Source organism: Microbacterium sp. LMI13-1-1.1, assembly GCF_040815625.1.
Classification (GTDB): domain Bacteria; phylum Actinomycetota; class Actinomycetes; order Actinomycetales; family Microbacteriaceae; genus Microbacterium; species Microbacterium forte.
Genome location: NZ_JBFPNL010000005.1, coordinates 103,699 through 116,399, shown reverse-complemented (window position 1 = coordinate 116,399; position 12,701 = coordinate 103,699). Strand labels below are relative to the sequence as shown.

Genomic DNA, 12,701 nt, shown 5'->3' with positions numbered 1-12,701 from the left:
GCATCCCTGTCGCTGCTGCATCCCTCGGGAGGAAGACTGCGCTTCGGGAGGAGAGAATCCGCAGATCTCTCCTCCCGAAGCGCAGTTCTCCTCCCGGGGCGCTGCCCGAGGTGGGGCGAGAGCGCCGCGGCCGGCCTCGTCGCGAAGGGCCCACCCCTGCACGAGCCCGACATCAGGCGGCGGATGCTGTCGCGTGCGCCACCGCCCAGGTCAGTGCGTAGTCGGCGATCTCTTCCCAGCCGTCCTGGCTGACGAGGCGGTGGGTGCGGCCGGCATACTCCTTGTACTCGACGACCGCGGGGCTGCCGCTCGACCGGTACTTCTTGACGATCGCGCGGCCGATGGCGGGCGGCACGACGTGGTCGATCTCGCCGGTGATGACGAGCAGCGGAGCGCGGTCGGCACGAGCGTAGTCGACGTGCGTGACGCCCCCCTTCTCGTTGAGCACCGAAGTCACGCCCTCGAAGAAGACCCGGTTGTAGGAGTTGACGGCATACTCCTCCCAGAGCGCGTCGGATGCCGCGCGCGACAGGTCGTTGCCGAATGTGAAGTGGAAGTGGCGCTTCGAGAGCGGCTTGGCGCCGTTGCGGCCGAACGGGTTCGAGAGGATCGGCGTTCCTGTCCAGAGGGTCGAGAGGGGGAGTGCGGTGACGCCGGCGGTCTGTCCGGGGGCGACGCCGACGTAGGCGGCACCGAGGCCGCGGTCTGCCAGCATCTGCGTGATCACGCCGCCGAACGAGTGGCCCATGATGATCGGCTTCACCGGGAGCGCTCTGATGATGCGCTCGTAGTTGTCGGCGATCTGCTTCAGGCCGATGCCCTTGAGCGCGGACGGATCGCGGCGGATGTCCTCGACAGAGCGGTCGTCGATGCCGGGCCAGCCCGGAATGATCACCTCGTGACCCTGTGCGCGGAAGCGCTCGGCCCAGGTGTTCCAGCTCTTCGGCGTCATCCAGAGTCCGTGGATCAGGACGATCGGGGTCTTCTCGGTGCTGTTCATGGTCTCTTCTCCTGTTCCTGCTCCCGCCCGGTGCGGATGCGTTACGCTGATAGTAGACCGAACGTTCTATCTACCGCAACCTATTCCCGAAAGTCGCTTTCGGATGACACGATGAGAGGGATCACCATGAAGACCACGACTCCCACCCCGGCTCCGGAGAAGATCCCGACGCCGACCCCGAAGCGTCCGAGCGCCGCGCGCACCCGATTGATCGACAGCGCCACCAGGCTCTTCTACGAAGAGGGGATCCATGCCGTGGGCGTCGACCGCATCATCGACGAGGCCGCGGTCACCAGGGCGACGCTCTACAACCAGTTCGGTGGCAAGGAGAACCTGGTCCTCGCGTACCTGCGCAACGAAGACGAGATGCTTCGGGCGCTGTTCGCCCAGGCAGGGGCGGAGGTCACGGACCCGACTCAGCTGGTCGACGCGGTGATCGAGGGCATCGCCGCCGACATCCGCCTCAGGCACACGCGCGGCTGCCCGTTCATCAACGCGGCCGCGGAGTATCCGGATGCCGACGGCGCCGTGCGACGACTGATCGACGAGCACCGCGAATGGTTCCGGTCGACCCTGCAGGCCGTCGCCGAGCAGGCCGGCCTCGAGAGCCCCGCCGATGTCGCAGCATCCCTCGTCCTGCTGCGCGACGCAGCGCTCGTCGGCGGCTACCTCGACGGAGACGAGCGCGTCACCCCGGCATTCGCGCGCACCGCCCGCTCGGTCGTCGAGTCCCACCGCCCGCGCTGACACGCGCATCCCTCGGGACTGCACCTCGGGACTGCGCATCCCTCGGGACTTCGCCTCGGGAGGAATGCTGCGCCTCGGGAGGAATGCTGCGCCTCGGGAGGAGAGGCTCAGCAGATCTCTCCTCCCGAGGCGCAGTCCTCCTCCCGAAGCGCAGTCCTCCTCCCGGAGCGCAGCGAAGTCGACGGTACTGACTCCTACCGAAGCGCAGCGCGAAGTCGACGAGGCCGACCCGTCGCAGCCCGCTGCGGGCCGCGGAACGGCGGTGTTCGGCTGCCGAACAGGGCACAACAGGGGTCACTTTCGTCACTTCTGCACCACGACACGCCGCCGAAAACCCCAAAACCCGCGAAATGACGCGGAAATGTGGGTGGTGGTTGGTACATTCAAGGCGGTCACTCGACCAACGGAGGGCAGTCGCCCTTCGAACACCAACGATGCGACGGGAACCTCGTCGCTGGAGGATGACATGGCTGACAAGTCCATCACCAAGACCGAGCTCGTCGCGAGCATCGCTTCTGCCACCGGCCAGAGCCAGGCCACCGTCTCGGGTGTCCTCGACGCGCTGTTCTCCTCGGTCTCCGACGCTGTTGCCAAGGGCAGCAAGGTCTCGATCCCGGGCTGGATCTCGTTCGAGCAGGTCGCAACCGCAGCTCGCACGGGCCGCAACCCGCAGACCGGTGCCGAGATCAAGATCCCGGCCGGCCACCGCGTCAAGGTGACCGCTGGTTCCAAGCTCAAGGCTGCCGTCAAGTAAGACTGCACCTCTTCGAAGGCCGCTCCCGATCCGTCGGGGGCGGCCTTCGTGCTCCCACCCCGAATCCGCGGCTTAGGCTTGAGGGGTGAGTGCCCGCGCCGTGCAGACCCCGAGCCGCTCCGCGTATCGCGCGGCCGGAGTCGGAATCCTGCTCGCGACCGGATTGATCGGCGTGCTCATCGCCCTCGTGATCGGCGGGGGTGCGGCGCCGCTGCTGCTGCAGGATCCGGGTCCGTTCGTGCGCTGGGCCACCCCCATCGTCAAGCTCGTCATGAACATCGCGGCTGCGGCGATGCTGGGATCCCTCGTGCTGGCGCTGTTCGCGCTGCGCAGCGAGGAGAAGTCGTTCGACACCGCCCTCAACACGGCATCAGCGGGCGCGGCCGTCTTCACGGTCACCGCGGGCATCAGCGGATTCTTCACGTTCATGGCGGCCTTCAACCCGCAGCTGAGCGCCGAGCGCGAGTTCGGCGAGCAGCTCGGGCGCTTCCTGCTGCAGCTGCCGCTCGGTCAGTCGTGGCTGATCACCACGATCATGGGCTCGGTGATCACCGTGCTCGCCTTCGCGTGGCGCACGTGGACGCCCACCCTGATCACGGCGATCCTCGCCGCCGCATCCTTCCTCCCGCTGGCGACCCAGGGTCACTCGGGTGAGCTCGCGGGCCACAACATCGCCGTGAACTCGATCCTGCTGCACACGATCGGCGCGGCGGTGTGGCTCGGCGGTCTGCTGCTGGTCGTGATCCTGAGAGACCGCTCCGGCGTGGGAACCGCGCGGCTGGTCAGCCGCTACTCGAGTCTCGCGATCGCCGCCTTCGCCGTCGTCGCGATCTCGGGCCTGGCGCGTTCCATCGTCTCCTTCGGCGACATCTCGCAGCTCTGGACGCCCTACGGCACGATCCTCCTCGCGAAGGTCGTGCTCCTCGTCGGCATGGGCCTGCTCGGCGCCTGGTACCGCATCCGCCTGATCCCTCGTCTCGAGGGCGCTGGAGCAGCGCGCTGGTTCTGGATGCTGGTGCTGTGCGAGGTCGCGCTGATGGGTCTCGCCTCGGGTGCGGCCGCCGCGCTCGCGCGCACTCCTCCGCCCACCGGCGAGGAAGCCGCGTTCGTGCAGACGCCAGCGGAGAACCTCACCCGTTCGCCCCTGCCTCCCGAATTCACGATCGACCGGTGGTTCACGGCGTGGGACATCGACGTGCTCTGGCTGGTGGCCGCCGGCTTCGGCCTCTTCTTCTATCTCGCAGGGGTGCGCCGTCTGCGCCTGCGGGGCGACCGCTGGCCGATCCATCGCACCGTGTTCTGGGTGCTGGGCATGCTGATGCTGCTGTGGGTCACGGGTGGCCCGATCAACGCCTATCAGGAGTACCTCTTCAGCGTGCACATGCTGGGGCACATGATGCTGTCGATGGCGATCCCGCTGCTGCTGGTCTCGGGGGCGCCTGTCACCCTGGCCCTCCGTGCGATCCACAAGCGCGACGACGGCACCCGCGGCGGCCGCGAATGGATCATGTGGGCGGTGCACTCGCCGTTCTCGAAGGTCGTCACCCACCCGTTCGTCGCGGCGGGCATCTTCATCCTGTCGCTGTGGGCCTTCTACTTCACCGACCTCGTGCGCTGGTCGATGTTCGAGCACCTCGGCCACGAGTGGATGGTCGCGCACTTCCTCATCTCCGGATACCTCTTCGTGCTGAGCCTGGTCGGCGCCGACCCCGTGCCGTACCGGCTGCCCTACCCGGGGCGCCTCATCACCCTGATCGCGATCATGGCCATGCACGCCTTCTTCGGCGTCGCGATCATGATGCAGGAGGGGCTGATGGTCGCCGACTGGTTCGGGTCGATGGGGCGCACCTGGGGCCCGTCGCCGCTCGAAGACCAGTACATCGGCGGCGGCATCGCGTGGTCGATCGGTGAGATCCCGACCCTGATCCTCGCGATCACGGTGGCGATCCAGTGGAGCCGCAGCGACACGAAGCTGCAGAAGCGTCGCGACCGTCATGCCGATCGCACGGGCGAGGCCGAGCTCGAGGAGTACAACGAGAGGCTCGCGGCCCTCGCCGAGCGCGACCTGCGTCAGGCCGAGCGCGAAGCACGCTGACCCTGCGCCCGCACTGCCGCGGGCGAGCGGATCAGCCCGTCGGTTCCTCGCCGGGAGATCCGACGCGGATCGACACCTTGCCGTCCGGCAGGATCGTGATCGACCCGTTGACCTGGAACGGCACGTCTTCCGAGACCTCCTGAACCGAGCCGTCGAAGAGTGACCTGATCTCGACGTCGACGTGTGCGACCGCATCGGTCGGAGGGATCTTCCAGTGCCCGCCGTCAGGCACGACGCTGACCTGGGGCTGAGCCGTGATCGACCACTTCGGCAGTGACGCGAGGCGGTTGTACACCTCGAGGCCGAACGGGCAGGCGGTCGGCTGCAGCACCTCTTGAGCGGTGCACCCCGTGAGGAACTCCTCGACACGCTGCTGCACCACCGCGACGAATTCGGGGGTGGGTTCGGTCTGCACGTCGATGGGGGTGGTGGCGAGCGGGGTGTCTGCGAGGACGCCGACACCGTCGGAGTCGGCGATCGCCGTGTCGACGGTGACCGAGTACAGCCCCGGCGTGAAGACCAGCAGCGGCAGGGGATCGAGCGGAGCGGCCTGCGCGCCCGCAGCCGACACCTGGCGGCGGTCCATCTCGAAGCCGTTGACGGCGAACTGATCGGCGCCGCGCAGCGTGAGCTCGACCACGGCGAGAGGGCTCGTCGTGAAGCGCCAGTTCGGGGTGACGCCCGCCCAGCCGTCCTGCTCGACCGTGAAGGTGGTGGTGCCGACGTGTCCGCTCGCCGAGAAGGAGACGGTCACCTCGGTCTTGCCTGCGTCGTCCTGCTTCTCCGACAGCACCTCCACGTCGGTGAGCGGGGCGAGGGCCGAGTGCCGCAGCAGAGCCTCTGACGCCGTGGCTCCGATGCCGGCGACCTCGAGCGTCTCGCGATCGATCGCTACGCCCGGCACGCGGAGGGCATCTGCCGCGCGGCCTTCGGAGAGCAGATCGAGATACCGCACGACGAACGCCGACGGTCCGTAGAACTGCTGGTAGAGAGTGGCCCCGCCTGCGCCGAGAGCGGCGACGAGCACCAGGCCGACCACTGCGAGCAGCGCGAGATCGGCAGCGAGGCGGGAGCGCCGGGGCGCCTTCGTCTCGACCTGCTGCATGGCGTCAGTCTAGGAGCGCGGCCTGGGACGGAGCCGAGCGTGGGTCGCTGTGCGTCGGCGGTGATCGCTGTGTCCGTCGGATGCCGGGCGGCGGCGCCACGTAGCATGGGGAGGCACGATCTCAACGTGCACTCCCGCCTCCAGCCGTGTGAGAGAACCGTGTCGCTTCCCGCCCTGTCCGAAGAGCAGCAAGAGCTGTTCCGGCTGATCGAGGACACCAGCGAACATGTCTTCATCACCGGCCGAGCGGGCACAGGCAAGTCGACCCTGCTGCAGTACTTCTCGTGGAACACCAAGAAGCAGATCGCGATCTGCGCTCCCACCGGTGTCGCCGCACTGAACGTCGAGGGTCAGACGATCCACTCGCTGTTCCGGCTGCCGATCGGTCTGATCGGCGACTCGGACATCGATCAGAACGACAACACACGACGCATCCTCAACGCGATCGAGACGCTCGTGATCGACGAGATCTCGATGGTCAACGCCGACCTCATGGACGCGATCGACCGCTCCCTCCGGCAGGCGCGGGGCAAGCGCGGCATCCCGTTCGGCGGCGTGCAGATCGTGATGTTCGGCGATCCGTATCAGCTGGCTCCCGTGCCCCCGCGGGGCGACGAGCTGCGGTACGTGAAGGACCACTACCGCTCGTTCTGGTTCTTCGACGCCAAGGTGTGGGCCGGCGCTGCCGGCGGGGAGGAGCCGGAGGAGGACGAGGGGCTCTTCGCCGTCGACACCCGCGCCGAGCTGCATGTGCGCGAGCTCGTGCAGATCCATCGGCAGTCGGATGACGGTTTCAAGGCCATGCTGAACGCGGTGCGGTACGGCCGGGTCACCGCCGAGATCGCCGGGGTGCTGAACGCGCAGGGCGCACGCACACCCCCCGACCCGGAACCGGGCGAGGTGCCGATGATCACGCTCGCCACGCGCAACGACATCGTGAACACGATCAACAGCCGGCATCTCGCGGCGCTTCCCGGCAAGGAGCAGACGGCGAAGGCCGAGGTGAGCGGAGAGTTCGGCAGGGGCGAGGCGTCGCTGCCCGCCGAGTCGGAGCTCAAGCTGAAGATCGGCGCGCAGGTGATGTTCCTCCGCAACGACACCTCGATGTCGGGGGAGCCGCCGCGGTGGGTGAACGGCACGATCGGCACGGTCGTCCGGATCCTCGGCGAGACCGTGCGCGTCGAGATCGACGGAGACGAGGTCGACGTCGAGCCGGCCGTGTGGGAACGCTTCCGCTATTCGTACGAACCGAGCACGAAGAAGCTCTCCCGAGACGTCGTCGCGGAGTTCACCCAGTTCCCGCTGCGTCTGGCCTGGGCGGTCACGATCCACAAGTCGCAGGGCAAGACCTACGACCGCGCCATCATCGACCTCGGGTCCGGTGCCTTCGCACCGGGGCAGACCTACGTGGCGCTGTCGCGACTCACGTCGCTCGACGGGCTCTACCTGTCGAGGGCGCTGCGCCCGAGCGACATCCGGGTCGACGAGGACGTGCGCCGCTTCATGCGCGACGCATGGCTCGCGGCATCCACCCCCGAGGTCGGCCGGGCCTGAGGCGTTTCAGGCGGCGACGCGTGCGCGGTCGAGGTCTTCGAACAGCTCGGTGTTGAAGCGGTAGGCGAGAAGCACCTCGTCGATCACGCGCTCGCGCTCGGCGTCGTCCCACGGTGCTGCGTCGAGCTGCTCGCGGTAGACGTCCTTGAAGGCCGCGGGGTCGGCGATGTCGTCGAACAGGTAGAAGCCGATGCCGTTGGTCTCGAAGCCGAAGCGGCGCGCCATCACTCGTCCGATGAAGATGCCACCGGACAGGTCGCCGAGGTAGCGGGTGTAGTGGTGCGCGACGAAGCCTCCGGCCCAGGTCGCGCCGACCTGACGGACGCGCTCGACGTAGCGCTGCGTGGTGGGGAGAGCGACGATCTCGTCGCGCCAGCCGGCGCCGAGCAGGAACTCGAGGTCGGCCTCCAGTGCCGGAAGACGGGTCAGCTTGTCGCTGAGGAAGACGGATGCCACGGGGTCGCGGCGCATGCGCTCTCCCGCGCCTTCGAGGGCCTCGTAGATGAAGTAGTGCTGTGCGACGAGCGCGATGTAGTCCTCACGCGAGCCTTCGCCCTTGAGCAGGTCGGACATGAAGCCCGCCCCCTCGCTGCGCGAGTGCGAACCGGAGGAGCGCTCACGGAGGGCTGCGGAGAAGGAGAGGATCTCGGACATGTGCCCAGTGTAAGGGTTGCCTAACCTGGAGCGATAGCCCGATATCTCAGAGCGTCATGCGTGCGGACGCGGCTCGACCCCGAGCTTCTCGCACGCGAGATCGTAGAGTGCGACGACCTCGCGGCGCACAGCCGGGCGCTCGGTGATCGAGCCCGAGGGCCATGCGATGCGCAGCTCGGAGGCGACCCCCGAGCGGGTGACCTTCCAGACGCCGCCGTCGCCATCGAGGTCCGTCATCACGGCATCCGTGATCTCGCCGTCCTCGACGGCCGAGAAGGCGCGCGTGATGAGCAGGTTGTCGTCGGTGTGGTCGCCGTTCATGTGGCGCAGGATGGCGGAGACGACGTCGGCCTCGAAGATGTGGGGCATGCTGATCACCCTAAAGGGGCCCCGGCGATGCCTTCTTTCAGGAACGGCGTTCTAGACTCGGGAGACACGTCTTCCGGGGGTCCCCTTTCATGCAGCTTCTCTCGTCGCGCACGTTCCGCGCAGCAGCGGCCGGCGTCGCCGCGCTCGGACTCTTCCTCACCGGCTGCACCGCCGAGCCGGAGTTCAGTTACGAGCCGCCGTCTCAGGTCGAGGGCGCACTGCCCGACGACACCGTCGCCGCCATGGAGGCGGCCGTCGCCAACGCGCTCGCCGCGTCGGGGGCGTCGGGTGCTGTCGTGGGCGTCTGGGCTCCCTGGAGCGGCAGCTGGGTCACCGGCGTCGGCACGCAGGGCCCCGGCTCCGATGAGGAGATCAGCACCGACATGGCCTTCCGCGTCGCGGACATGACCCGGCTCATGACGTGCGACGTGCTCTACGGCCTCGCAGACGAGGGCGTGGTCGAGCTCGACGACCTCGTGCCGGAGTACGTCTCGGGCGTCGCCGACATGAAGGACATCACGCTCCTCGATCTGTGCAACAGCACGAGCGGGGCCGGCTCGTCCGAGGCCACCGCGCAGGCCTCGTGGTTCGCCACCCCCGAGCGCGTGTGGGCGCCGCTCGAACTCGCCTCCTATGGGCTCGGCGCCCCGCGCGCCACGCCGAAGACGACGTACACGAACTCGGACGCCGGCTACCTGCTGCTCGGCCTCGCCCTCGAGCGGGCGTCGGGCCTCACGGCATCCGAACTGATCGCCGAGTACGTGACCAAGCCGCTCGGTCTCACCGCCACGTCGCTGCCCTCGCCGGCCCCGGCTGCGCCATCGACCGGTCCGGTCATGAACGGGCACTACTTGACGCCCATCGAAGGCGGATACAACTGCGCGGCTCCGACCGACATCACCACGCTGTCGTCGAGCACCGGATACACCGACTCCGGCGTCGTGTCGACGATCGATGACCTCGGTCGCTACGCCCAGGCCGAGGCCGCACAGAAGCTGCGGACGAAGGATGAGCCGAATCGCTTCGGGGCCCCGTTGCCGCAGAGCCCCGAGGCGCCCTCGTGGTTCCAGGCCACCGGAGGAGCCCTGCTCGTGGGCTCGATGGTCGGGCAGTCGGGCTGGACCCCCGGGTACCAGACGTCGGCGTTCTCCGACCCTGCGAGCGGCTTCACGGTCGCGGTATCGCTCAACGACTCGACGACCGGTGGGACGACCGCGATGTTCCTGGCATGGGAGCTGGCCGCGATCGCATCGAAGGCCCCTGCAGCCGCAGGCGAGACGGCCCCCGAGTTCGGGTTGCCGTTCACGGCCGAGCAGTACCACCAGGCGATCACCGATTCCGCGATCCCCTGCGTCGCGCCGCCCGCCGGCTGATCTCGGAGGCGGACGACCGATCCGCGGCCCCGACCGATGGAGGGAACGCCGATGGCGATCATCGACAACGCGATCTATGTCGACGGCATCCGGACCGAGAATCCGCGGAGCCTCAGCGAGACCTTCGAGGTGCTGCGCGAACGCGGGGGCATGAGCTGGATCGGCCTGTATCGGCCGAGCGAGGCCGAGATCCGCGAGGTGGCCGACGAGTTCGGCATCCACGCGCTCGTCGTCGAAGACGCCCTCTCGGGTCACCAGCGCTCGAAGCTCGAGCGCTACGGCGAGGTGCTGTTCATGGTGCTCCGCTCCGCCCGGTATCTGGATGAGGCGGAGGAGGTCGAGTTCGGGGAGATCCACGTGCTCGTGGGGCCGGACTTCGTGGTCACCATCCGTCACGCGGAGTCGCCTGATCTCGGGCGCGTTCGGCGCCGCCTCGAAGACGACCCGGGGCTGCTGAAGCTCGGCCCTGAGGCCGTGCTCTACGCGATCCTCGACGAGGTCGTCGACGAGTACGCACCGGTGCTGGCCGGCCTCGAGAACGACATCGACGAGATCGAGAGCCAGCTCTTCGAAGACGGGGTCGACGCCACGCAGCGCATCTACGAGCTCGGTCGCGAGGTGATCGACTTCCAGCGTGCGGTGCAGCCTCTGGCGGGGATGCTCGACTCGCTGCTGCGGGGGTCGGCGAAGTACCAGGTCGACGAGGAGCTGCAGCGGTATCTCCGCGACGTGCTCGACCACACCCTGCGCGTGTCGGAGCGCGCGAACACTTTCCGCACGGTGCTCGACAGCGCCCTGACCGTCGAGTCGACGATCGTGGCGCGGCGGCAGAACGAGGAGATGCGGCGGATGACCGAGCTGAGCATCCGTCAGAACGACGAGGTGAAGAAGATCTCGGGCTGGGCGGCGATCCTCTTCGCGCCGACTCTCGTCGGCACGGTCTACGGCATGAACTTCGACCACATGCCCGAGCTGCACTGGACGCTCGGCTACCCGATGGCGATCGCGCTCATGGTGGGGATGGGCGTCGGTCTGTACTGGGCGTTCAAGCGCAAGGGGTGGCTGTAGCCACTCGGCCGGAGGGTCATCTTCCACCGGGGGTGACGACGACGGCGTACTCGGCGCCGGGGCCGATCAGGCCCGACTCCACGTCGACGTACCGCAGGGTCAGCAGGTGGAACCCGTGGTGGATGTCGGGGATGTAGTCGTCGGAGGTCACCTCGTCGATGGCGATGAGGTGAGGGTTCACGACGCCGTCGACCGCCACCTGCACCCATCCGCCCGGGATTCCCTCGAGGGAGACGAGCGCATCATCGCGCTCGCCGTCTGCGTCTGCATCCGCGCCGTCGAGGTGGATGCGCGACGGCCCGCCGGAGATGACGGGCACAGGGAACGCGAGGGGCCCCATCGGCTCGCTGAGGTCGATGTCACCGGTGGGGGACGTGTGTTGCGCGGTGAGGGTCATGCCCTGACGGAGGTCGTCGCCCGCGACCGAGATCCCGAACACGCCCTCGTCGTCGACCGGCACCTCGGCGAGGACTGCACCCAGCTCGTCGAGCATCGCGACCGTGCTGCCGGGGATGCCGGTGCCGCGCGCCGAGACCGCAAGGGGGTTGCTCGTGTCCCAGCCGGCCGGCTCGAGACTGAACTCGTAGGGGATCTCGACCGGCGGTTTCTGGGCCGGCGGAGTCTGGGCCGGCGGAGTCTGGGCCGGCGGAGTCTGGGCCGGCGGAGTCGCTGCCGGAGGGTCCACCGCGGGGGGAGCCGGAGGGGGAGGACTCTTCGTCTCCGGAACGGCTCGGTCAGTGGAGGTCAGCGGCGTGGTCTCGAGGACCGGTTCGGGCGGGGGCTCCACCGGCGCCGGAACCAGCGGGGGCACAGGAGGAGGCGTCGGAGAGGTGCCGACCGGCGTCGCGGATGGCGTGCCGGGAATCGGGTCGACGGGGTGGGCGACCGGTCCGGATGCTTCGCTGTGGTCGGTGCCGGGCGCAGGTTGCGTCCACGGAGCGGCGATCGCCACCGCGACGGTCGCCGCGAGTGCGACTGCACTGCCCGCGGCGACCCCGAGGGTGAGAACGCGCCGGGATCGCAGGACTGCGGATGGTCCGACGACAGCGGCGCTCGCCGCGGCGCCGGGTTCGAGCGCCGCGAAGGCAGCGGCCCCGGCGCTGCCGAGCGCGAGTGGCAGAAGCACCGCCCGCAGCTTCGACGAGGCCGTGTCGATGTCCCGAGCGATGATCGTGCACCCCGCGCAGCCGTCGAGATGATTCTCGAGCCGCGGACGCTCGTGTCGACTGACCGGGCGGCGGGTGCGGCGTACGAGCCGTCCGCAGGCCCAACGACACTCTTCAGGGCGGGAGGGGTCGGCGATGAGCGCGTCGAGCCACGCGTGACGGAAGCCGTCTCGTGCGCGCAGGGCGAGGGCGGAGACGGCGTTCGGGGTGAGTCCCATCAGCGGCGCGATCTCTCGCGGCTTCATGCCCTCGACCTCGAGATACCAGAGCAGAGTGCGGTGGTTCTCCGGCAGGTTCTTGAAGGCGGCGGCGAGCATCGCTCTGTCCGACAGCTGCTCGATCGCGTCGGGCGCCTCGTCGGGGATCTCCTCGATGAACTCGATCGGGATGTCCTTCTGCTTGCCGCCCCACGTCGCCGCGGCGTTGCGGATGGCGGCGTACAGATAGGCGCGGAAGCCGTCGGTCGGTCCGCCGCCGTTCTGCATCGCGCTGAAGGTCTTCGTGAAGGCCTCGCTGACCAGGTCGTCCGGGTCGATCGAGCGCGTCACCGCGCGGGCCGCCCGGAGTCCCGCCTCGGCGTGCCTCTGCCACAGCACGGCGAACGCCTGAGCGTCGCCGTTGCGAGTCGCGTCGGCCAGCTCGGCGTCCGACCTCGTGTCAGTGCTCGGATCTGCGGTGAGGCTCACGGCATCCCCCCGATCGTGGTGACGACATCTGTCACCGACCTCGAGGCCGACGACACGGCCTCGATGTCAGCATACGCTCAGGGGTTGCTGTTCAGGGATATCTGTGATATATCGGCATATCCGCGGGGAG

Annotated in this window: 11 protein-coding genes; 6 read left to right on the top strand and 5 right to left on the bottom strand. The window is 68.6% G+C overall.

All coding sequences use genetic code 11. The annotated features are described in order from the left end of the window. Positions 1–172 precede the first annotated feature (172 nt). Positions 173–1,000 (bottom strand): alpha/beta hydrolase, encoded by an 828-nt coding sequence (locus MRBLMI13_RS07420; protein ID WP_367821531.1) that lies wholly within the window; start codon positions 998–1,000, stop codon positions 173–175. 126 nt (positions 1,001–1,126) lie between these two features. Between MRBLMI13_RS07420 and MRBLMI13_RS07415 the strand changes: the two genes are divergently transcribed. The 3 genes from MRBLMI13_RS07415 to MRBLMI13_RS07405 all read left to right on the top strand — a co-directional run bounded on the left by MRBLMI13_RS07415 (position 1,127) and on the right by MRBLMI13_RS07405 (position 4,596). Further along, on the top strand, positions 1,127–1,747 hold the full coding sequence (locus MRBLMI13_RS07415) for a TetR/AcrR family transcriptional regulator (protein ID WP_367821529.1): 621 nt from the start codon (positions 1,127–1,129) through the stop codon (positions 1,745–1,747). Positions 1,748–2,213: 466 nt separating this feature from the next. Then, entirely contained in the window at positions 2,214–2,501 is a 288-nt protein-coding gene (locus tag MRBLMI13_RS07410; protein WP_042541574.1) for an HU family DNA-binding protein, read from the top strand. A gap of 85 nt (positions 2,502–2,586) precedes the next feature. Further along, positions 2,587–4,596: a cytochrome c oxidase assembly protein gene (locus tag MRBLMI13_RS07405; RefSeq protein WP_309692002.1), complete on the top strand. Its 2,010-nt coding sequence runs from the start codon at positions 2,587–2,589 to the stop codon at positions 4,594–4,596. Between the two features lie 31 nt (positions 4,597–4,627). On the opposite strand, the gene MRBLMI13_RS07400 is transcribed toward MRBLMI13_RS07405, so the two are convergent. Next, a complete protein-coding gene (locus tag MRBLMI13_RS07400; protein ID WP_367821526.1) occupies positions 4,628–5,701 on the bottom strand; it encodes a hypothetical protein in 1,074 nt (357 codons plus the stop codon). Between the two features lie 159 nt (positions 5,702–5,860). Here MRBLMI13_RS07400 and MRBLMI13_RS07395 point away from each other — a divergent pair, with 159 nt between their 5' ends. After that, positions 5,861–7,255, top strand: a complete 1,395-nt coding sequence (locus tag MRBLMI13_RS07395) for an ATP-dependent DNA helicase (RefSeq protein WP_056374765.1) — start codon at positions 5,861–5,863, stop codon at positions 7,253–7,255. Between the two features lie 6 nt (positions 7,256–7,261). Here MRBLMI13_RS07395 and MRBLMI13_RS07390 read toward each other — a convergent pair whose 3' ends face one another. Both MRBLMI13_RS07390 and MRBLMI13_RS07385 read right to left on the bottom strand, forming a co-directional pair. After that, on the bottom strand, positions 7,262–7,909 hold the full coding sequence (locus tag MRBLMI13_RS07390) for a heme oxygenase (biliverdin-producing) (RefSeq protein WP_367821524.1): 648 nt from the start codon (positions 7,907–7,909) through the stop codon (positions 7,262–7,264). A gap of 54 nt (positions 7,910–7,963) precedes the next feature. After that, positions 7,964–8,278, bottom strand: a complete 315-nt coding sequence (locus tag MRBLMI13_RS07385; RefSeq protein WP_042541596.1) for a DUF2470 domain-containing protein — start codon at positions 8,276–8,278, stop codon at positions 7,964–7,966. A gap of 89 nt (positions 8,279–8,367) precedes the next feature. On the opposite strand from MRBLMI13_RS07385, the gene MRBLMI13_RS07380 reads away from it, so the two are divergent. Together MRBLMI13_RS07380 and corA are read left to right on the top strand one after the other, a co-directional pair. Further along, the gene (locus MRBLMI13_RS07380) at positions 8,368–9,651 is read left to right on the top strand and encodes a serine hydrolase domain-containing protein (RefSeq protein WP_367821522.1); all 1,284 of its coding nucleotides are present in this window, start codon (positions 8,368–8,370) and stop codon (positions 9,649–9,651) included. A gap of 51 nt (positions 9,652–9,702) precedes the next feature. Then, on the top strand, positions 9,703–10,719 hold the full coding sequence (gene corA / locus MRBLMI13_RS07375) for a magnesium/cobalt transporter CorA (RefSeq protein WP_367821520.1): 1,017 nt from the start codon (positions 9,703–9,705) through the stop codon (positions 10,717–10,719). Between the two features lie 16 nt (positions 10,720–10,735). Here the strand turns inward: corA and MRBLMI13_RS07370 are convergent, their stop codons facing one another. Then, positions 10,736–12,571 carry an RNA polymerase sigma factor gene (locus MRBLMI13_RS07370; protein WP_367821518.1) on the bottom strand — a complete coding sequence of 612 codons (1,836 nt, stop codon included), beginning with the start codon at positions 12,569–12,571 and terminating at the stop codon, positions 10,736–10,738. Positions 12,572–12,701 lie beyond the last annotated feature (130 nt).